Origin of the sequence: Oscillibacter sp. GMB15532 (assembly GCF_041020825.1) — a bacterium.
Lineage (GTDB): Bacteria > Bacillota > Clostridia > Oscillospirales > Oscillospiraceae > Oscillibacter.
Genome location: NZ_JBEVTO010000001.1, coordinates 500,671 through 522,290 on the forward strand (window position 1 = coordinate 500,671; position 21,620 = coordinate 522,290).

Annotated in this window: 21 protein-coding genes; 9 read left to right on the plus strand and 12 right to left on the minus strand. The window is 50.7% G+C overall.

Going from position 1 to position 21,620, the window contains the following annotated elements:
• Positions 1-5: 5 nt before the first annotated feature.
• On the minus strand, positions 6-1,646 hold the full coding sequence (locus ABVS15_RS02370; protein WP_369282164.1) for a BCCT family transporter: 1,641 nt from the start codon (positions 1,644-1,646) through the stop codon (positions 6-8).
• A gap of 271 nt (positions 1,647-1,917) precedes the next feature.
• Here ABVS15_RS02370 and ABVS15_RS02375 point away from each other — a divergent pair, with 271 nt between their 5' ends.
• From ABVS15_RS02375 to ABVS15_RS02415, 9 genes are all read left to right on the plus strand, one after another.
• Positions 1,918-3,618, plus strand: a complete 1,701-nt coding sequence (locus tag ABVS15_RS02375) for a sigma-54 interaction domain-containing protein (RefSeq protein WP_369282165.1) — start codon at positions 1,918-1,920, stop codon at positions 3,616-3,618.
• Positions 3,619-3,766: 148 nt separating this feature from the next.
• Positions 3,767-4,669, plus strand: a complete 903-nt coding sequence (locus tag ABVS15_RS02380) for a LysR family transcriptional regulator (protein WP_369282166.1) — start codon at positions 3,767-3,769, stop codon at positions 4,667-4,669.
• A gap of 204 nt (positions 4,670-4,873) precedes the next feature.
• On the plus strand, positions 4,874-6,502 hold the full coding sequence (nikA, locus tag ABVS15_RS02385; RefSeq protein WP_369282167.1) for a nickel ABC transporter substrate-binding protein: 1,629 nt from the start codon (positions 4,874-4,876) through the stop codon (positions 6,500-6,502).
• An 83-nt stretch (positions 6,503-6,585) separates the two neighbouring features.
• The gene (opp1B, locus tag ABVS15_RS02390) at positions 6,586-7,524 is read left to right on the plus strand and encodes a nickel/cobalt ABC transporter permease (RefSeq protein ID WP_369282168.1); all 939 of its coding nucleotides are present in this window, start codon (positions 6,586-6,588) and stop codon (positions 7,522-7,524) included.
• A gap of 3 nt (positions 7,525-7,527) precedes the next feature.
• Positions 7,528-8,352, plus strand: coding sequence for a nickel/cobalt ABC transporter permease (gene opp1C, locus ABVS15_RS02395; RefSeq protein ID WP_369282169.1), 825 nt, complete (start codon positions 7,528-7,530; stop codon positions 8,350-8,352).
• Positions 8,349-9,179, plus strand: coding sequence for an ABC transporter ATP-binding protein (locus ABVS15_RS02400; protein ID WP_369282170.1), 831 nt, complete (start codon positions 8,349-8,351; stop codon positions 9,177-9,179). Before opp1C ends, ABVS15_RS02400 begins: the two co-directional genes overlap by 4 nt.
• Positions 9,172-9,969 (plus strand): ABC transporter ATP-binding protein, encoded by a 798-nt coding sequence (locus ABVS15_RS02405; RefSeq protein WP_369282171.1) that lies wholly within the window; start codon positions 9,172-9,174, stop codon positions 9,967-9,969. The genes ABVS15_RS02400 and ABVS15_RS02405 overlap by 8 nt, the downstream gene beginning before the upstream one ends.
• Positions 9,966-10,892, plus strand: coding sequence for a M14 family metallopeptidase (locus ABVS15_RS02410; RefSeq protein ID WP_369282172.1), 927 nt, complete (start codon positions 9,966-9,968; stop codon positions 10,890-10,892). Before ABVS15_RS02405 ends, ABVS15_RS02410 begins: the two co-directional genes overlap by 4 nt.
• A 49-nt stretch (positions 10,893-10,941) precedes the next feature.
• Positions 10,942-11,415 carry a tyrosine-type recombinase/integrase gene (locus tag ABVS15_RS02415; RefSeq protein WP_369282173.1) on the plus strand — a complete coding sequence of 158 codons (474 nt, stop codon included), beginning with the start codon at positions 10,942-10,944 and terminating at the stop codon, positions 11,413-11,415.
• A gap of 496 nt (positions 11,416-11,911) precedes the next feature.
• On the opposite strand, the gene ABVS15_RS02420 is transcribed toward ABVS15_RS02415, so the two are convergent.
• The 11 genes from ABVS15_RS02420 to ABVS15_RS02470 form a co-directional block, all read right to left on the minus strand.
• Positions 11,912-12,409, minus strand: a complete 498-nt coding sequence (locus ABVS15_RS02420; RefSeq protein WP_369282174.1) for a hypothetical protein — start codon at positions 12,407-12,409, stop codon at positions 11,912-11,914.
• Positions 12,402-12,905, minus strand: a complete 504-nt coding sequence (locus ABVS15_RS02425) for an ImmA/IrrE family metallo-endopeptidase (RefSeq protein WP_369282175.1) — start codon at positions 12,903-12,905, stop codon at positions 12,402-12,404. The genes ABVS15_RS02420 and ABVS15_RS02425 overlap by 8 nt, the downstream gene beginning before the upstream one ends.
• 413 nt (positions 12,906-13,318) lie before the next feature.
• Positions 13,319-14,164, minus strand: coding sequence for a hypothetical protein (locus tag ABVS15_RS02430; RefSeq protein WP_369282176.1), 846 nt, complete (start codon positions 14,162-14,164; stop codon positions 13,319-13,321).
• A 1,190-nt stretch (positions 14,165-15,354) separates the two neighbouring features.
• Positions 15,355-16,107, minus strand: coding sequence for a sigma-70 family RNA polymerase sigma factor (locus ABVS15_RS02435; protein ID WP_369282177.1), 753 nt, complete (start codon positions 16,105-16,107; stop codon positions 15,355-15,357).
• A 15-nt stretch (positions 16,108-16,122) separates the two neighbouring features.
• Positions 16,123-16,380, minus strand: a complete 258-nt coding sequence (locus ABVS15_RS02440) for a hypothetical protein (RefSeq protein WP_369282178.1) — start codon at positions 16,378-16,380, stop codon at positions 16,123-16,125.
• Positions 16,381-16,388: 8 nt separating this feature from the next.
• Positions 16,389-16,601 (minus strand): hypothetical protein, encoded by a 213-nt coding sequence (locus ABVS15_RS02445; protein ID WP_369282179.1) that lies wholly within the window; start codon positions 16,599-16,601, stop codon positions 16,389-16,391.
• 57 nt (positions 16,602-16,658) lie between these two features.
• Complete coding sequence (locus tag ABVS15_RS02450; RefSeq protein ID WP_369282180.1) at positions 16,659-16,790, minus strand: hypothetical protein; 132 nt, start codon at positions 16,788-16,790, stop codon at positions 16,659-16,661.
• 10 nt (positions 16,791-16,800) lie between these two features.
• The gene (locus ABVS15_RS02455; protein WP_369282181.1) at positions 16,801-19,320 is read right to left on the minus strand and encodes a hypothetical protein; all 2,520 of its coding nucleotides are present in this window, start codon (positions 19,318-19,320) and stop codon (positions 16,801-16,803) included.
• Between the two features lie 60 nt (positions 19,321-19,380).
• The gene (locus ABVS15_RS02460; protein ID WP_369282182.1) at positions 19,381-19,953 is read right to left on the minus strand and encodes a Gp15 family bacteriophage protein; all 573 of its coding nucleotides are present in this window, start codon (positions 19,951-19,953) and stop codon (positions 19,381-19,383) included.
• Positions 19,950-20,417: a hypothetical protein gene (locus ABVS15_RS02465; RefSeq protein ID WP_369282183.1), complete on the minus strand. Its 468-nt coding sequence runs from the start codon at positions 20,415-20,417 to the stop codon at positions 19,950-19,952. The genes ABVS15_RS02460 and ABVS15_RS02465 overlap by 4 nt, the downstream gene beginning before the upstream one ends.
• A gap of 88 nt (positions 20,418-20,505) precedes the next feature.
• Positions 20,506-21,234: a hypothetical protein gene (locus tag ABVS15_RS02470; RefSeq protein ID WP_369282184.1), complete on the minus strand. Its 729-nt coding sequence runs from the start codon at positions 21,232-21,234 to the stop codon at positions 20,506-20,508.
• Positions 21,235-21,620 lie beyond the last annotated feature (386 nt).

Sequence of the window (21,620 nt, forward strand, 5' to 3'; positions counted from 1 at the left end):
TCCGCTCACTCGGTTTTTCCCGGTGCAGCGGCGGTTTCGCTGGCCTGGATATCGCGTTTGGTAGCCGGATCGAAGAAAAACACCTTCACCGCTGAGAACACCTGCAGGATAAAAATGGCCAGCACCACAAAGCCGCCGCAGGCCGCCAGATATTTTACACCGTCCACGCCCTGCACGCCGCCGCCAAAAGCCACCATAACGCAAGCAATCAATCCAATGGACGTGCCCCAGACAACCTTCTGCCAAAGAGCCGGCTCCTCATCGTGCCGCGCACCTTGAGTGCACAGAGCCGAGATGGTGGTGGACATGGTGTCCGCCGTGGTGGAAAATGCCGCAATCAGAGTAATTACGATGGCGGGAATCAAAATGTTACCCAGAGGCACATGCTTTAGAAACTCCCATATGCCGGCCACTGCACCCTCGGCCTGAATCGCGCTGATGATATCAGCCTTGCCCGCGATCTGCCAGCTCAGTGCCGTGCCGCCCCAAATGGCAAACCACACAAAGCCAAAAGCAGAGGGGAGCATCCAGTTGATGACCAAAAACTGCCGGATGGTTCGGCCATATGCGATGATGGCAAAGAAAATGCCCATCAGCGGCGCATAGGCAATCCAGATTGCCCAGTCGTACATGGTCCACCATGTCACCAACGCGGAGCCTCCCACAGTGGAGGGATCAAAGCCCCACATCCAGAACCGGTCAAGCCAGTAACCAAGGCCCACGTTGGCCATATTCAGGATGTAAATCGTCGGCCCGATAATAAAGAGCAGGATCAGCAAAATATAAAAGATTTTAGAAGTCAGCCCTGCCAGCCACTTGATGCCTTTATCAATGCCGGTGACGGATGCCGCGGTAAAGGTCACAGTAATGATGGCGGTGAGGATAAACCAGACCAGCGGGCCCTGCGCAATGCCATAGGCTGCGGAAAGACCGGTGCCAATCAGCGCAAGGCCGGCGCCCAGAGAGGCAGCAAGACCCAGAGCAATTGCCAGCACAGAAAGCACGTCCACCAGGGACTTCCAAAACCCATGCATTACCTTTTCGCCGAACAGCGGCGTGAGGGACGCGGCCACAGACAGCTCCTTGCCCCGGTTAAAGTAAAGATATGCGATGAGCACACCGGACAGGGCATACATAGCGTAGGGAATGACAGTCCAGTTGTAGAAGCAGCGGCCCATAGAAAAATACGCCGCTTCATCGCTGAGGGCCTGAATACCGTAGCCATCCAGTTCTCCGTAAATATTGCCGAAATAAATCAGCACCTCATTGACGCCATAGGTAATCAATCCCGTGGCGATGCCGCCGGTGAGGGTCATGGCAAACCAGGAACCAAACGAGTGCTTTGCCTTTGCCTCCGGTCCCCCCAGCCGAATGTTGCCCAGCTTTGAAAAGGCCAGCAGACTGATGAGCAGCAGCGTTCCCATGGCTACCAGCTGATAGAGCCAGCCGAAGTTACCCAGGGACCATCCGAAAACGGCGCTGGCAACCTCCGTCAGCCACGCATTGTTGACGACACCCAGAATGGCGGCACCGCCGATAACTAAGAAGCAGGGGACGAATACGCTCCAACGGACAGGTTTCTGCGCGGTATTTTTCTCGCTCATGACTTGTTGTTGTATGGTTCTGTCGCTAAAACGGCAGATCATACGCTCCTTTCTTCTTTTCAAAAATATTAGCAATTATTGTGCCATTTTTGTACACTTTTAAAAGTGTTAAAAAATATCGACGGCAAATCAATTAAATTTCATTGAAGTTTCAGTGTTTTTTTACAAATAAAATTTTTTGTTATATTTTTTGAGGGGCGCGAGAATATGCGTATATTTGTTTTTTGCATAAGTATTATTGCTTAATAAGTGCCAAACTATTTGGCGTAACGCAAAATAGTTTGGCACTTATCTTGACGCTTTTTATAAAGCCATGCTATGCTTAGGACAAGGAGGCGATTTTCTGGAGTTCTACGATTTTTATTTTCTCCTGGAAAAAGACGGTGTAATCAACCGGGTAACCTGGGGAAATCCACAGGCACAGGAGATGTACCAGCTTTTGTTTTCAGACTGGGCGCTTCGCAGACATAAACCCGCAAAGGCTTTTTCTCTGCAGGAGGAAGTGCACACGGGAGAATTTATCTGGGGCAAGGATCATTTTTTCTTTGAAAAGCTTCCGGCGGAGGACGGCAGGACATATCTGTTTATCAAAAAGCGAAATGATTGGGAGTGGCTTATGACGCAAGCCATGAACCACGTTTTGGAGGGTATCCAGATTTACGATAAAAATGCCTGTGCAGTCTTTATCAACAAGTCCAGCCGGCAAATTTCCCAAATTCCAGATGATCTGGCTGTGGGAGGGCGGCATTTGTTGGACATGTATGAGCTGAGCGAGGATATCAGCACTGTGATGACCTGTCTGAGAACCCAACTGCCGGTCATCAACCGGGTGGATCACTTCACATCCAGCAACGGCGTCTCCATTGCCACCGCCAATACCGCCTACCCGATTCTGCGCGGGAAGGAATTGGTGGGTGCTGTTGTGTTTGAACAGAGCAGCAGCATTGTAAGCGCTTACGCTCAGAGGGTTGAAGAAATTGACAAGGCTTTGAAGCAATACGCCCAGCACACCCAGACCGTCCGCTTTACCGGATACACATTTGAACATATCATTGGTCACGGCCCAAAGCTTCGGGAGGCGGTTGAACTGGCCCAGAGGGTAGCCCCCCGAGGAAGTTCTATCTTGCTGGTGGGTGAGACTGGGACAGGCAAGGAAGTCTTTGCCCAAAGTATTCACCGGGCCAGTAACCGCCGGGACAGGAAGTTTGTGGCGCTGAACTGCGCCGCCATTCCGGAAACCCTTATTGAAAGTCTGTTGTTTGGCTCTCAGAAGGGAGCGTTCACAGGGAGTGAGAGCAAACCGGGTTACTTTGAGGAAGCCGAGGGCGGCACGCTCTTTCTGGATGAGCTGAACTCCATGAGCTTAGGAATGCAGTCCAAGATACTGCGAGCCATTCAGGAGAATACGTTTCGCCGGGTAGGCGGGCAGAAAGACATTCAAATGGATGTCCGTATCATCTCCTCCTGCAACGAGGACCCGTTTCAGGCGGTTGTGAAAAATGAACTTCGCAAAGACCTGTTCTACCGCTTGTCCACAGTGATGATTGAACTGCCTTCTCTGCGGGAGCACCTGGAAGATCTGGATGAGTTGATTGCCTATCGGCTCAGCTCCACGTCCTTCCAGTTTGTTCACACGTTTTCTCAAATTACCCCCGAGGTTCGGCGTCTGTTCAGCGCCTACACCTGGCCGGGCAATGTACGGGAGCTGTTCCATGTACTGGATTATGCCCAAAACGTTACGGATGATGATGTCCTCACGGTGGAGTATCTGCCCGGTTATCTGCGGAAAACCCAAGAGATTTGCCCCGAGTTTTCGGACCCGGTCAGTGGCAGCGATTCTGCCACCTTTCCCTGGGAGGAAAATTTGCAAAACATTATGGACGCTTATGAAAGTAAGGTTTTACGCGAGGCGCTGGCACACTATGGCTATAACATTTCCAAAACTGCCGACGCATTGGGCATCAGACGCCAGAGCTTGCAGTACCGTATCAACAAGTATGGCATTATCATTTGACACAAAGACGTGCGGATGATAAACTGACAGCACCTTAGTTAGCATTTTCTAACCGTTCTTATACGATGTAGGAATGCTCCTTTGACATGCTGCATGTTCAATCCTGTAAATGGCCACCCTCGGATGCAAAGAAAGGAATTCATACAGCATGGATATTAAACAACTGGAATTTTTTGTGGTAGCCTGTGAGCGGGGAAGCCTGTCTCAGGCAGCCGAGTGTTTGTATACCTCTCAGCCGAATGTCAGCAAGACCATCCGCACCCTTGAGCATGAGCTGGGCCGCCCGCTTTTGATGCGCAGCGGCAAGGGGGTGCAGCCCACCGCCTATGGCAAGCGTGTGCTGGAGTATGCCCAGCTCATCATCAGAACCACTATTACCATCTCCTCCCTCGCTCTGCCGGACAGCCGGAACAGTCTGTGCATTTCCGCCTATCCCAGCAATATGATCGCCCACCTGCTGGCGGATTTCTATCGGGAGTGGGGGGAAAGCTGCTATATCGAGCACCGGGAAGGCACGGTAGAGGAGATTACAGACGATGTGCAGCAGGGCATTTCCGAGGTTGGCATTGTCTATGTGGCGGAAAAGCAGGCCGCAACCTTTCAGCATATCCTGTCCCACAAAAATCTCAGCTTCGTGGTGCAGGACACAAAAAAAATCTGCCTGTATGTGGGGCCCCGGCACCCACTTTATCACGCGGAAAGTGTGGACTTTTCGGATCTCTCCAGCCTGAAATTTATGCGGGGCGTGCGGGATTTCTTTTCAATGGAACATCATCTGGGGCATGTGAGTATGGGCGTCATTGACACGGCGGCGCTGCACAACGTGGTCTACACCAACAGCGATCATCTGAATATTGCGCTGTTGCTGGAAACCGATGTTTGCAGTCTGGGGCTGGACTTTCTTCATGAGCCATACGCCCAATATGACATCAAGGCCTTGCCCATCAATGGCTGCGAGCCTTTTTTGCAGGTGGGCTATGTGCAGGATGCCGAACATACGCTTTCCACTCAGGCCCAGTGGTTTGTTTCGTATTTTCAAAAGCTGCTGTAATGCCTGTGGCGGTATTTTTTTAATCAGGTTAATCAATTCAGCGGCGTCCGGCGGGTAATTCCGCCTGACGCCGCTTTTTCTGATCCATAACAGATTGTTATGGATCTCCATAAAAAATCCCCCTCTGGTAAGCCTGCGCTAACCACGATATAATAATCAGCGCTAGTCACACATCACTAAAATCACTGGAGGACCGAAAGAAAGATGAAAAAACGATTATTTGCCGCCCTGCTGGGAAGTGTCATGCTGCTGGGCGCTCTAAGTGCCTGCGGCCAGAGTGCCGCCTCCGGCTCATCCGCCGATCCTGCCGCGGGCAGTGGCAACGCTTCCGTGCGGGATGAGCTGAATTTTGTCAATTTCCGGGACATCCGGGATTTGAATCCGCACCTGTACGCCGGTGAGATGTATGCCCAGAGTATTCTGTATGATACGTTGGTGCGCGTCTCCGACAGCGAGGACGCTACTGACGGCGTGATTCCCTGTCTTGCCGAAAGCTGGGAAATCACCGAGGAAGGTAAGGTCTACCTGTTCCACATTCGTCAGGGCGTGACCTTCACCGATGGCGCCGCCTGCGACGCCCATGCCATCAAGGCCAACTTTGATGCCATTCTGGAAAACAAGAACCGTCACACCTGGCTTGAGATGATGAACGTGCTGGAATCTGTGGAGGCTGTGGATGAATACACCCTTGAGATCCGGCTTACCTCTGCGTATTACCCCATGCTGATCGAGTTGGGCGGCACGCGTCCCTTCGCCATAATCTCTCCCAACTGCATGATTGACGGCAGCACCATGAACGGCGTTAACGGCCACATCGGCACCGGCCCCTATGTGCTGACAGATTTTGTCACCGACGAATACGCTGTATTTGAACGCAACGACAGCTACTGGGGCGAGGCCCCCGCCGTCAAGAAGATTACCGTCAAGGTTATCCCTGACAACCAGACCCGCATTATGGCGCTGGAATCTGGCGAAATTGATTTGATTTACGGCAAGGATATGCTGGATGCGGAAGCGCTGACCAGCTATATGGAAAGCGATAAATTTACCGTGGAACTCTCCGCCCCCATTTCCACGCGGCAGCTTTTGATGAACACCACAGACGAGGTTCTGGGCGATGTGGCAGTGCGAAAGGCTTTACAGCACGCCACCAACAAGCAGGCCATTTCCGATGGAATTTTCAGCGGTTTGGAAACCCCCGCCGATTTTCTGTACTCCAGCAGCATTCCCTATTGTGACGTGGGCCTGGTCCCCTATGATTATGATATGGAAGAGGCTGCGGCCATTTTGGACGAGGCCGGTTGGACGCCGGGCGCCGGCGGAATCCGCGAAAAGGGCGGTGTGAAGCTGTCCTTCGGCCTGCTTTATTGCAGCGACCGCGTGACAGAAAAGAATATTGCCGAGTATTTGCAGCAGGAATTCCGTTCGCTGGGCATTGAAATGGATATCCACGGCGAGGAAGAGCAGTCCTACCGTGACAATATGAAATCCGGCAACTTTGACATGGTCTTTAACATCGCCTGGGGTACGCCTCAGGACCCCCAGTCCTCCATGGCTGCCATGCGCGCCCCTGTCTACGGGGATTTTGCCGCCCAGCAGGGACTGGATGACAAGGGCGAAATTGACCAGGCCATCACGGACATTCTGGTTTCCACCGATGAGACAGGCCGTCAGGAACTGTATTCCTTCGTACTGACCCGGCTGCATGAGGACGCAGTGTACATTCCCCTGACCTATGAATGCAACAAGGCTCTGCACATCAACACGCTGGACGGTGTTGAATTTGACGCGAACTGCTATCGCATTCCCCTTGAGCGTATGTTCTTCAACTGATCGAAGTTTTCACTTCGCGTACGAGAGCCGCTTCTATAAGAAGCGGCTCTCGTACTGAAACTCATTTATAGAGAGGCGCATTTATGAAACGCTATGTAATCCGCCGCCTTCTGATGGCCATTCCGCTGTTGCTGGTAATTTCGTTTGTCTGTTTTTGCTTTATCAGTCTCATTCCATCCAATCCCGCCGAGGTGGCCCTGCGGATACAGCAGACCCCCATCATTACAGAAGAGGCCATTGCGAAAATGGAAGAGCTTCTAGGGCTAAACAAACCCTTTCTTGTCCGCTATGTGGACTGGGTGCTGGGCTGTCTTCACGGGGATTTTGGGATCAGCTATGTCAATCCCGCCCGGACCGTGGCGGGGGAGCTGGTGCGCTGTCTGCCCGCCACACTGCAGTTGGCCGGTGCATCCTTCATCATCGTGGTGGTGCTGAGTATCCCCATCGGCTTTTTGTGCGCGATCCATAAAGACGGCTGGTTTGACAAAATCATGCGGGGCATCATCTTTATCTCCACCGCCATGCCCGCTTACTGGGTGGGTCTGCTGCTGATGTGGGGCATCGGCGTCAAGCTGGGCTGGCTGCCCACCAACGGCAACGGCACATGGCGGCACCTCATTATGCCTGCGTTTACCGTGGCACTGAGCTATATCTCTACTTACATCCGTCTGATTCGCAACAATATGCTTGAAAACATGAAGCAGGATTATGTGCTTTACGCCAACGTCCGTGGCCTGCCGCAAAAGTCCATTCTGATAAAACATATTCTGAAGAACTCCATGCACACCTGTATCGTGGCCATGGGCATGAGCATTCCCCAGCTGATCTCGGGCACCATCGTGGTGGAGAACGTGTTCTCCTGGCCCGGACTTGGCACGCTGTGCATCAGCTCTATCTTCAACCGTGACTATCCGGTAATTCAGACCTATGTGTTGCTGATTGGCGTGCTGTTTGTGGTATTCAACCTGCTATTTGACATTTTGCAGACTGTATCCGACCCCAGACTCAGAAAGGAGAGCTGACCCGTGGGAAAACGCTTTTTGCACAACCGGACCGCCGTGTTGACGGTAAGTCTGGTGGCCATCATTGCCCTGATCGGCATCTTTGCGCCTTTTTTTGCTCCCAACGATCCCTATAAGACAGATATCCTCAACAAATTTGCCGATTACAGTGCGCAGTTTCCCCTTGGCACCGACCAGCTGGGCCGGTGCGTCCTTTCCCGTCTGATCTACGGAATCCGCCCAACTCTGGGGCTGGCCGTGCTGACCATGCTGGGCACCATCGGCCTTGGCGCGCTTCTGGGCATTATGGCAGGCTACTTCCGCGGCATCGTCGAGGAGATCATCATGCGAGTGGTGGATGTGGTGCTGTCCTTTCCCAGCCAGATTATGGTGTTTGCCGTAGTGGCTTTGCTGGGCGTCAGCGTGCAGAATGTCATCATCGCAAATGTGTTTATTAAGTGGGCATGGTATGCCCGCATGATACGCACCGGCGTCATGCAGTATCGGGATCGCAACTTTGTTCAGTTTTCCAGATGCGTAGGCATGCCGGAGCGGTTCATCCTCTTCCGCCATCTGCTGCCCTCCATCACCTCGGACTTGGCGGTGCTGGCCTCTTTGGATGTGGGCTGGGCCATTATCAACATTTCAACACTTTCCTTCCTGAGCCTTGGTGTGCAGGCGCCAACCCCCGAATGGGGCGCCATGCTGAACGAGGCCAAGGATGTACTGACCAGCAACCCCACCCAGATGATCGTCCCCGGTATCGCCATTGTGGTCCTGGTGTCCTGCTTCAATCTGATGGGGGACGCACTGCGGGATGTACTGGACCCCAAGGAGGCGGAACGATGAGCACTGTTCTAGAGCTAAAGAATTTACAGGTGGGCCTGCGTCAGCGGCAAAGCGAAACACCGCTGGTCAAGTGTGTTTCCTTTGCAGTTGCTCCCGGGGAATGCCTTGGCATTCTGGGCGAATCCGGCAGTGGAAAAAGCATGTCCGTAAAAGCGGCCATGGGCCTGCTGGACAGCAGCTTCCATATCTCCGGCAGCGCCTTGTTTCAGGGAGAGGAACTACTGGGTAAAAGCGCCGAGGAGCTGCGCCGTCTGCGGGGCGGCAGGGTGGGCATCATTCTGCAAAATCCCATGACCTGTTTTGACCCTATTTATCGCATCGGCGACCAGATTGCGGAAACTTTTGCCGCCCACAACAGCTGGGATAAGGCGGAAATTCGCACCCGCTCTCTTTCCATGCTGGAAAAAATGCGCATCCGCAGCCCGGAGGAGGTTTTGGAAAAATATCCTCATCAGCTTTCCGGGGGAATGCTTCAGCGGGTGATGATCGGCATTGCCACCGCCATGGCGCCCGAACTACTCATCGCCGACGAGCCCACCACCGCCATTGACGCCATCACCCAGTTTGAAATCCTCAATGAGCTTCTTAAAATTAAGCACGAGCAAAAAGTGGCTATGCTGTTTATCAGTCATGACCTGAACGCCATCTCCAAGGTGGCAGACCGCATCGTGGTGCTTAATCAGGGGCAGGTGGTGGATGAGGGCGATTTTCACCACATTCTTTACCATGCCACCGACCCCTATACCCGGCTGCTGGTGGAAAAGCGGGCCGCTGTTATGAGGCAGTACCGGGTCGTTTTGAAGAAAGCGGGGGCTGAACATGCTTGAATTGAAGAACATTAATGTCAGCTTTCGCAGTGAGCGGCAGGACAAGGTATTCGGCCATACCCGCCAGCAGGTGCTGTTTGACGTCTCCTTTAAGGTGGAGGACGGCAAGTGCCTTGGTATTCTTGGGGAATCCGGCAGCGGCAAATCCACCATGGGCCGGGTGCTGTGCGGACTGCTGAAACCCGACAGCGGCGTGGCCGCCATCGACGGCGTTTCCATCTACGGCTCCCGGGCGGGACGGCGCACTCTGCAAAACAAGCTCAGCGTCGTCTTTCAGGACTACACCTCCTCCGCCAATCCCCGCTTCCGGGTGCGGGACATTATTGGGGAGGGACTTACCGTCCGGCAGCGGCGGGAGAACAGCAAACCGGATCGCGCCGCCGAAACGGTTTCCCTGCTGGAAACCGTTGGACTGGACAGCAGTTATGCCGACCGGTTCCCCCACGAGCTGTCCGGCGGACAGCTTCAGAGGGTCTGCATCGCCCGGGCGGTGGCCTGCAATCCGGAGGTAATTCTCTTTGATGAGGCCATCTCTTCTCTGGATGCCCACACGCAGGTACAGGTGATGGATCTGCTGAAAGAGCTTAAAGAGAAATTTGGTCTGACCTATGTCTTCATTACCCACGATCTGACGTCGATTACCTATCTCTGTGACGATGTGCTGTTTCTTTATCAGGGTCATGTCTCAGAATATCTTCCGGTGGAACAAATCAGTGAGACGAAGGACGAATATGCCCGGAAGCTTCTGGACTCCATTGTGGTGTTCGACATCGGGAAGGACGCGGTATGATGCTGTGCGGCAATTCTATCTGTGCCGGGGAGAAGAAATCGGTTTTTCTGCCAATTCCCGGCGCTGCTCCCCTCCGGGCAGTTTTATACTGCGGCGCGCGTCCCGGCAAAACGCTGGCCGTCACCGCCGGTGTCCACGGCTGTGAATACGTGGGGATCGAAGCGGCGAGACGACTGGAGCGACTGCTGGACCCTGCTGCCCTTTCCGGCAATGTAATTTTGCTGCCCCTGATTAATAAGGTGGGGTTTTACGCCGGGATCAAGCAGATTATGCCCGTTGACGGAAAGAATCTCAACCGGGCGTTCCCGGGCAGCTCCGATGGTACAGTCACAGAGCGGCTGGCCCATCTGCTGGAAACCACACTCTACCCAGACATAGATTTTCTCCTTGATCTCCATGGGGGTGACTGGAACGAGGCTATGTGCCCACTGGTATTTTTTCCTGCCGCCGGAACTTCACAGGTGAATGCCGTTTCACTGGCGGCTGCAAAAACTCTGCACGTTTCCTACCGTGTCCCTTCCACCGCCAAAAACGGCCTGTACAGCTGGGCCATTCAGCAGCGTGTTCCCGCATTGCTGGTGGAGCGGGGCGGGCAGGGACGATGGTCGGAGGATGAGGTTTCCGCTTGTTTAGCGGATGTTCAAGCTCTGATGGAGTACTTAAATATTTTGCCCGAACCGCCTGCGGAGCTGCCTCAGCAGGAAATTGCAGAAGCGGTCTACGAAGAAAGCCCTGCAGACGGCTTCTGGTATCCCCAGACAACAGCCGGAGCGGCCATTCGCAGAGGGGAGTTGCTGGGCAAGCTGAATACCGATGCCGCCTCGCTGGAGGTGCGTGCCAAATTTGACGGTGTAACCCTGTACTATACCACCGCGCTGGGTGTGCGGGCCGGTGACCCGCTGATTGCTTATGGCCGAACGTAAGGAATTTTGAAGTCTTGCCGCCCCTCCCGCGGCGGAGGGACTGCTGCTGATGCTGCTGCGCTGTCAATCTGCTGATGATATCGGCGCTGGGCACTCTGCCGTGGCAGCAGTCAGTATTTATGGACAGCCTCGCTACGTCCTCTCCCAGCCGAAAAGAGAAAACTCGATCCGGCTTGTGTCTGGTACCTCAAGAGGCCCTCGACTTGCTGATGCAGGAGCACAGCAAGCGTCTCGACAATCTCTACCTGTTCTATTCCCTCATACCGGCGAGAGGCACCATCCAGACTCGGTGGTAAACATCCACAGAAAGATTTTGAAAGACGCAGGGCTAGAGCACCTCAAATTTCAAGGACTTCATCATACCTTCGCCACAGCCACCCTGCAAAACCGCGTAGATATCAAGATTGCCTCCGCCATGTTGGGGCATCACGACGCCAGGTTCACACTTTGCACCTACCCCACCCAGAAAACGCAGGACGCAGCCACAATTACTATGAGCGAAATAATGGCAAATGTAATATAAAATCAATATTTTTACAAAAACAATGAAACCACCGGGCAGAAATTCTGACCGGTGGTTTTTCTTCGTATTCGCTTGTTTCCGCATGTAGGCCACAGCGCGGGCCAAAAATTCCCGAAAACCTTTTAAATAGTAAAAGCCACCGTTTTTTATAACGGTGGCTTTTGGAGCTGCTACCCGGATTCGGACCGGGGACCTCATCCTTACCAATTCTAAACAGGCTGTTTTTCTTTGTTGTTGCTTACAGTCTTATATCGGTTATATCTATTGTGCCGCAATAGATATAAGGTTTTGCTTGTCACTGCTTGCCGTGAATTGATGTACCTTTAAAATAGCTATTTTTTAATAGTGGTGTTGGTTTTGTGTTGGTTTTTACGAGGTCATTGCGTTGCTGACCTCATCCCTATATAATTCCATGGACGAGTCAAAATGCAGTCTAGGCAGCAACACCGCCCCTATCCAATAAGGACGGGGCGGTGTTTTATTTGAAATTGGTTCCCTAGTTTTTCCCATTCTTGTCTGCGAGAAGGTAATCCAGCAACTTATGTGTCACAACCTTAAATGTCTCCAAATACTGATCGTTGTGGACGTATCTTATCATATAAAACAAAGCAGTAAATAAGTTTGCAATGATATATGTAAAAATTGAAACCAACGCCGCTGGTGACACTTGAATCACTTTGAACGAGTCCAAGAACACTAAAGCGAACACAGCGACCAGAGAGAGAGATAGGGTTGTCCATGAAAAAATTATAAACCGCTTTCTCCAGTCTTTTTTTGTGTTCTCATTGTCCAAACTCAGTTTGTAAATTGAATTAGAGCTTTCAAGGGCAGAAAGTAATATTTTTACGCGCAGATCGCTCTCGGATGTTTTTTCCGGATCTTCTTTATCGGATTCATCGTCTGAGCAGTCTTGGCATTCTTCCAGTCCGTCAGACCGCAACGCTTCATTAGCATAGTGCTCGAGATCCAACTGTTCCGGTGGCTTTTTATCCAATATAACTCAGTCCTAACTCATCAAGCCTATTTTTCATTGCCGCTTTGGAAACTCGAAACGTTTCAGCTAGTTGCGATACGAGCGGATAAAACAATTTCCCGTGTTCTTCCTTTACCATATCTCTTGGCATTAAAAGCTCCGCGGCAAACGCGTCAGCCTCGCGTTCCCGATTATTTTTCAAGCATCGGAAGCTAATAATAACGTCATCCGAATCATTTGCTATGTGCAATATCTTATGCCCAAGCTCATGCGCAATTGTAAATCTCTGCCTGGATTGGATATCCCTACTGTTAATTTTGATCTCCGACTTATCCCCTCGTGAGATTATTGCGCCGGATATATCTTTCCCAACCCTTTTTTCGATTTCCTGCATATCAATATAATCGACAGATATTTTCATTTTGCGGCAAATGTCTTCAACGTTAATAGGAGGCTGATTCATACCGTATTGGTCCCGAATTTTATTTGCTTTTTTTTCAATATCAGAACGAAGCATGATAATATCCTCCTTTTAAATAGTACATGTTTCTATGCTTAGAATAGCATATGCAAAATGCTCTGTCAATTCCACAACAAATTTTGCCTGCAAATAGCCCAATCTTGAGCCCACCTAATCCCTTCTATATTTCTTGCTCTATGCACCGTTTTATGCACCATTTTATGCACTAGGTGCCTATGCGTTTTATTATTTAATTTCGCTCTGCACTTTTTCCGCGAAAATTGTTTTTAAAATCATATGCGTTACACTCTATTTTCATCTTTTATGGTGTCTTTTGGATTATCCAGATATAGTATTATCATCCTGTAAAGTGCAAGAACTTGTCATTTTTATACTTTTTTTATCTCTCACCAAAAAGGCAAGCCCGGCTCCTCAGTATTTCCGTAGAGACAGGCTTGCTTTTTTATTTACTATTTAACTTCAAGCCCTAATTCTTTAAGATAGAATCTCCAAAATTCGTTATCGTGTCCATGCTGTTGCTTACAATAATACATCATAAGCACCTCAAGTTCTTGCTTTTTCCCTCGAATAAACTTTTTCTTTGGAATATTTCTATAGAGCTGGTCAATATTAAATAAATTATCCAAATTTTTATAGTTATATTTATATGGGAAATACTTCTGGCCGGTTGCTATCCTGTGATTTGCCGGCCAATTATCATAAGAATTAAAGAAGGACTTAATATATTGATAAGCGAATTCTAGCAAATCCACATGGCATTCACAAAATGTCTCTGTTATCCAATTATCAATTTCAGTATTTACGAAAAATTTATTGTGGAAGCTTTCTCCAATTCTCCTTTCCCCATGTTCTGTGCATACTCTGTGGTAATCCTTTACAAATCGAAACAGCATTTCACTTTGTTCTGAGAGGAATGGGCACCGTTTACTAAGCGCAGCATATACCTTGTAAGAAAGGCTTCTAAATTCATGATCCTCGGTATAAAGCAAAAAAAACGGATCGCCAATTACATGTGCTACCAATCGATCAACATGTCTTCCATAGTTTACGTAGTCCTGTACCAGCCACTCAATTATTTCATCAGAATATTTTCTGATATACTTTTTATATCTTTCGATCTTTTTCTTTTTCTCCGCGGTTATCTCTTCTTCCGGTGAGATGTCAATATAAGAAGTAAAGTAATCCAACACATAGTTTGTACATATTTTGACGTTATCCAGTCTTTTTAGACGGTCCCGTTCATTAATAGCATCTTCAGATATTCTCTGCTGGATATATTCTGACAGCCCAAGCATTTTCAAGTCCCCTTTCGTCACATTCAATACAATATTAGCCGCTACAGAAGCGGACTAATCAATATTGTAATTTCTCAGGCGAAAAAGGTCTCTCTCATTGCGTAAGAATACGACGCGCAGAAGAAAACGGATGGAGGTACCAGAGCCAATCAATACACAAAAAGCAGCTTGGTGAAAACCGCCAAGCTGCAAAAACTACTCGCTCTCCGTTTTGGATTGCCTGTACGGCCTTTTTGCGTTCCGGCCCCTCCATCTTGGGGAGGGATGCTATAACTGATTTTGGGGCCTTGATAGTGCCGGTTAGAATGGAATCTTTAAACCCCGGGGCCACCTCTTCGGCGGAATCAAGGCCGTGTGAAAACTCAACGGCGGACTTTACGGCCCCTTCTGTGATTCCGTGAGCTTTGGCCACAATAGACCGGGTGGGTGTTTTGGATTTTGGAATCTGGAGGTTTTCGCCAGATTCCATTTTTGTGTATTGGTTTCCAGTGTGTTCCCCCACCGTCTTCCTTTGCGCGTCGTATTCCTGCGCAATAAGTACCACTCTTTGCTCATCGGTGATGCTCCTGCGGCCTAGTTGGTTCCGGCACATCCAAACGATAGCGGCCCATTTGTCTGGGAAATCCATTAATGTAGTGGTGTATGGGACCTCCGGGTGCTTCTGGATGATAGCCCATCTGTTGTGGCCATCTATGATGGTTTCACCCCAGCTCTATTATGTTGATCAGGCGGGAATACACCCGATCTCTCGCTAGGATGTTAACCACGAAAAATCACACGGTTCACCATGATAGCGGTTTCACCAGCGGATTTTTGCTGATGGCTCATCCACGAAAATTCGGGGGTGACGGGAAATCCCGTACCTTATGTCTAAATGGACTATGCCTTGTTTCGGGGCATCCTTGCGGGTATCTGATGAACCGCGCAATTTTGCACGGTCTGCCAAACAGTTTGGCTCCTTATGCGAAAGCTTTTTGTGATTCTGGGTTCGTCCGTTTTTCGGACGAACCTCAAGCCAAAACCAAGCGTCCGGATTTCGGACGGCTGGTATATTATTTTGCCAATATCGCTGTACGTTTTTCGTACAGCGGTATTTTAAAGAGAACTGTCCGAAACTGGACGGATGCAAATGTCCGCTTTTCGGACGTTTGGACTTCGGACGGATTTCATACGAAGAAATCTCTAAATACTCACAACTGCCGCCTTTCGTCCATGTCCAGCACGGCCCGCTCTGTGGAGCTGGAGCCCGTCCTTTCAAATGCACCCATGCCATTCCCATGCAGCCCCGCCGCGTAAACGTCTGCATCCGGGTATAGAAATGGCCTCAGTCTGCGGTTGATCTTGGGATAACGCATAGCCCGCATTCCCTTCACCTGACGCTGACGAATGCGTTCCGTGGACACCCCGGCCCGCTCGGCCTGAACTGCCAGTGTAAGACCGTCAAAAAACGTCCCACGAATCGCCGCGCCTTGCTCTTCCGGCAGTGTATTCAGAGCATCATTGAGGAAGGCGTGCAGCTGCTTTATGTACATTCCCCGATCCGCGTCCTGGAACGCCTCCTCACTGCTTGGATCAGGAATGACATCCGCTGCTAGCATATCATCGGTCCCGGGAATGGGCGCGTCCAAATCAAGCGTATAGTCCAGCATATCCCGCTTTGACGTTCGCTGCCCGGTAGCCCCCGCAAAAGCCGTTTTAAGGGCCATGGACAGCCACCCAATGAAGGACTTCCCTGCGGACGGGTCGTAGCTGTCAACAGCAGCTACGACGGCCAGAAAGCCAGATTGATACAAGTCCTCCTCCGTAACTCCACCGAATCCACCAATCTGACGGGCGCGGCGACCGGCCATCATGGAAACAAACTTCTCCACCTGCTCCCATAGCTCCCCCAGCCGGTCCCGCTCCCCGGCCTGAATCAGTGCGCAAAGCTCCTCATTGGTCATGGATGCCACCCCCTATCAGATATCGTCAATGATCACCGTATCGGCTTCAATCATACTGTCTATAAATTCATACAGGGACATGCTAAACGGGTCTATATCGCCCTTATCCGGCTTACTGTATCGTACAATGCGCCCATCCGGTGTGTTGGCTCCATTCTTGAGAAGATACGTGATAAGGTCAGCGTCAGAATCAAAACGCTGACCGGTTTCAATGATCACAACCGGGTACTGACAATCTTTGAGCTGCTGTCTAATGAATTCAATGCGCTTCATGAAAGCTGTCATTTCTTCATGCCCTTCGCCATTTTTTCCAGTTCATCAAGCCTTGCCTGCTGTTCATCAGTACGAATAGCCCCCAGCACCACATTACAGGCGTACAGGATAGCGTTTGCATTCTTCGCATCCAGCTCCCCGTTGAGCACCATGTTGGCGACTCTGGTCACCGCATGGCGTACTTCACGGGGAGTCTCCATTTTCAATCGTTTTCTTGCCATATTTCTTCCTCCATAAGCAACGGGCGTGCAGGCGACAGCCCACACGCCCAATCAGCCTTATTCGTCCTGCGCTTCCTCTCTGGGTGGCTCGTCTTCTCCCTGCCCAGTAATCAAATCCACCTGCTGCCGCAGGAGATGATCCCGCATAAGACCGAGCAACCCAAAAACTCCAGATTGTTTTTCTTCCATACAACTCTCCTTATTTATTCACAAGGCTCACGCCGACGCGCTGTGATTCTGATTTATTCAGCTCGTAGACCACCCTGCCGATCTGCCGCCTGTCCAATTCCATGAGCACGGTGATCTGTTGTGGACTGCCTCCACCTGCCGCCGCGATTCCACGCGTAACCGCCGATTCAATCTCAGAAACGGGCGCTTCGATATTCGTCCCGCTCTTCTGGTCCCCCAGCACCGCCATAAACTCGCGGTTAGGGGGAATCACTGCGCCGGTGGCGAGACGGGGAAGAGCAACTTCTGGAATGTTTGAAATATTGAGCCCAAAAGTATTTCCGCCAATAAGCGGGACCCAATCCGGCACATCGAAATCAATAGAATTCAATGCATCGATGATGGCATTTACCCCGGAAATAAAAGAGTTCACAAACCCTTCAACACCCGACAGGATGCTGTTAATTACGCCAGAGAACATGCCCTCAATCGAGTTCATAACGCCGTCAGCGATCTCTCCGAGTCCCTTCCAAGCCATGTCCCAATCCTTTACAAACACACCTGTCACAAAGTTCGAAAGGCCCGTAAGCACCGTAACAATCCCAGAGATAAAATCAATGATTCCGCCAAGGATTGGTTCAACAATGCCCGCGATGCCATCAAAGACCGCCGTAAACGCCGGGCCGAATGTGTCAACAAGGAAATTCACGATTGGAAGAAGAGCTTCGTTGTAAATGCGAAGGGCATTATTTACAAGCGTGCCGATCATGTTTAGGATATTATCCAGCAAGGGTCGAAGATGCCCGTCCCACAACTTCTTAATCGTAGCCAGAATGGAATCTAAGGCTGGTTTCAATATCGTATCCCATATGTTCACAAGCGTATCTGCCGTCTTCTTAATTGCTGCGCGAATGTTCTCAAAAATCGGCGCTCCCCACTTTTTCCACGCCGCTATCAGACTGTCCCAGTAATCGGAAAACATCTGCATGATAAGCTCCAGTGCCGGGGCAATACCCTCAGACCAAATCAAATCAAAGATTCGTTTAACTTCGGAAAAAAGGACCTCAAGAGTTTTAATGATTTGCGTCCCCACCTGCGTTAAAAAAGGCAAGATATCTGTCACCAGTTTTTGAAGGAACGGAAATATAACAATGGTCCAGAGGTCAGAAAACACCATTTTAAAAGTATCCAGTAGCCCGGAAATAACCGTTCCGCACAAATCAATGAATGCGCGTAAGTACTGCACATAATCGCCGCTGAACCATTGGGTGAAGGGTGCGCCTAAAGATGCGATATCCTCCCACACTCCCCGGAAGAAGTCTCCCAGCCCAGCAGCTGCCGCCCTTATCTTTTCCACTGCCGTTTGGACATTCCCCGCTACCATATCCCAAACACTCTTGATGGAAGCGGCAATATCAGAAATTCCCTTCCTGACAGCTTCAACCATCTCAAGAATTCTTTGAGCAACCCCTCCCGCAGCAGATGTCTCCTCAACCAAGCTCGGAATCGTTGTAACTGCATTGTCTTTGGGCGCATCCTCGTCTTTAGTCCCACTTGTCAAAGTGTTTAGTTCATCAAACGTTGCAAGACTTTTCTTTTCCGCTTTATTCGTCTCGTTAACAGCGTCGGTTAGATTGTCCTGGTTTTCAACGCTCCCCTCGATGGCATCTCCAACTCCGGCGGCATTTTTCTCCGTTTTGGATGTCTCCGCTGCGCTGGAACCAAATATAGCGGTCACCACCTGATTTATTGTCGTAGCAGCAGTAATCATGCTCTCAACAATTTGGTTCAGAACCTTGAGCACCGGCGTCAGCACCTTGATGAGCGAGTCTCCGATAATGCTCATAAACTCCTGCCACTGCATAGATAAAATCCGTGTCTGGTTCGCCCAGCTGTCCTGTGTGCGGACAAAGTCCCCCTGCGCCAAGGAAAGCTGCTCCATAACATATTGGTACCGAAGCATGACAAGCTGGGATTGCGTCATGCTCTCAATATTCCCGGACATTCCATGGGATAGCGCGTACGCCTTTAGATTGGTCTGCGTCATAACCACGCCGAGATCTTTCAGTGTCTCTGTCTCTCCGGTAAAAATGCTTTTCAGCTTCACGTCGGCAAGCTCCTGCGAGACATTGAAGAACGACGCTACGTCACCACTCAGCCCCGTGAGCGCAATTGCCATGTCGGAGGCCTGTCCCTCAGCCATTCCCATGCCACGCGCCATCGCCATATAGGTGCTAGCGGTCTTTTTGGCGGCCAGCCGACTCATTCCAAAGTTTTGAATTGCGGAATTTGCGAAGTCCTCAATTTTATAGGCCATATCGCCAAATGCCACATCAACCACGTTCTGGACTTCCGCAATATCGCTGCCGAGTTCAACACACTCTTTCCCAAAGTTTACAATGGCCCTGACGGCAAATGCAGAAGCAATCACGGCCCCGAGCCGCTTTACCGCTGCGGTTAACCCCGTTGTCTGCTTTTGCATGCCGGAAAGGCCTTTCACAAAGCCTTTATTATTCAGCGAGGTATCAATAGTCACTGTTCCATCTGCCATTTATTCACCTTCTTTCACGGGGCGCTGCAAATGTTTTAAAAAGCAATTCTTATACCCTCCTCATTTCGCGGGAGGGCCTTTTTTCCCGGTCCATGCACTAAACACCGCGTCGTCTTGCTGCGTGTACTGGGTTTTGAAGTCTACCTTTTCCCTGTTCTTTTTGTAGAAATCATGCTCCCAGTCAGTCAGTTTTTTACCCTTGCGCCGCTTCTCTCGAATGGAAACGACCGTTGACAGTTGCCCCTCCCCAACGCCATTGAACCACGCAATAAAAGTCCACCAGTGGCAAAACGGAAGCGCCCGAATCTCGCATCCGGCAACTTTGTTGATGTCTGAGACAATCATGAGCTTGTCCTGCTCCCAGTCAATGGTTTTCGGCTGCTTTTTGCCATCCGGGGGTTCTCCACAATTGATGAAGTCAACCATCCACTCTGCGGCCGTCTGGTAAAGAGACTGCGGCATGGCTCCAAAGTCATTGTAGAAAAGTGCAAGCGCCACATAAGTACGGACCTTCTGATCTTGCTCTGTATCATTCAGGTGAGAAATAATGTCAAGGACGTCTCTAAAATCAGCGTTGATGGCATACTCTCTACCGCCAAGCTCCGCAGACTCCGGCAGACTCCACAGATTCATTTACCTGCCCTGCGCTGCGCGCGGTTCTTCTTTGCCTCCGCTACTGCCTCCCCGGCGGCATCGCTCATATGCTTGTGGGCTCCCTCCTCCAAGTACGGCGCAAGGGCCTCCAGCAGGTTTGTAATTACCCGCTCCCCGTTCTTCCCACAGGCCATAAGATTAACCCCGCCCATCAATGCGTCAAAATCATTTTCGCCTCCGAAAACAGAGGAGAGACGAGCCTTGATCTCCGCATCAATTTGCATAGCCCGATCAAGCTCAGCCCCAGCAAGGGCAATATCTACATTGCCTGCGGGAATATCTTTAATGCCCTCTTTGTACTTCTTTTCAAGCTCTGGGAGCTCCTGCACCAGCTTGCAAAAGCGCTGATACAAATTGAAGTCGGACGGGTTAAAGCGGAGGATTCCGTTGCTGTTGATCTCCAGCTCAATGATGCCATCATCGAGCGCAAGTTTCTTTGCCATATAGCCTTACCTTTCATCTGTTCCGCCCTGTGAAATCCGCAGGGCGTTTTCATTCATCACGATGGGGAGGATCAAATTTGCTCTCCCTTTAGCCTTCCGCCGCATCGCCCTCATTCTCGCCCCACTGGTCAACAGCTTCAGCCAGATTCAGCAGCGCATCCCACCCCGTAGTCTCTCCATAGGAGTCCATGGGCTCAGAATAGAACACATCACCAATAGTGACACCATTGCTGGACTTCACCTTCTGGTGCATAAAGACAGTTTCCGCAAGCCGGTCAAGCTCCTCAAACCGACTTAGGGCCTCTTCTGCCTTTTCAATGCTGCCGAACGTCTTCGGGAAACGTTTAGCATCGACGTGTCCAGCAGATGCAGATTCCTTTTGCTCAACAATCCGCTTGAACTTTCGCATTGTTTCGTAATCGCCTTCAAACTCATGCAAAAGGCCGTGCGCCACATCGTCGGTCAGTGAATCAGCAGTTTCATAAGAGAGAAAGCGGAGGGCGTTGCTGATCCGCGTAGCATAATCTTCGGGCCTGCTGCCCTTCCCCATGACCGCTGCTGTAATCGAGCTCTTGGCGCCGTTAACAACCGCGCGGGCCTTTTGATTCATGGTTTCACCCGTCGCCACCTGCGAGGCCAGCAGCTCAGCATGTTTTTCATTGGCCAAGTCCCGGAGCCCGTCATTGCTGTAACGGTTGCGCGCCTCGGGCGAATTGAATCGGCCCATCTCCGCCATAAACTTTTTGGAAAATTCGCCGGTGTGGTCCCGATACTGATTAACAGTATCCTCCAGATTCTTCTTCAGATTGAGTTTCATAAATAAATTCCTTTCCATCGGTTTTCCTTTCACACTTCGCTGGAGTTCTCCCGGCGCAGGGGAAAGGAATGCCTGCACCGGGAGAATAGAAAAACGGCATGAGAACAGTCGTTAAACTGTTTCCCATGCCGTAAAAGGCTAACCCCGAGGGGCGGTACTCATACCATATTTTACTAGAACAATTGTATCACAATGTGGGGGATGGGTCAAGCGTTTTTCTTTATGCCGCAATTTGTTCCCGCGCTTTTAATGGTCAGATACAGATGCTTAAATGGGGGGTTCCGGTCACTTTTTCGTATTTTGGCTCCGGGGTGCAGGTGCTGGAACGCCGCTGCGGTAGCAACGGCCTCCTGCTCCTCCGCCGGTAAGTAAGCAAGGGTGATCTT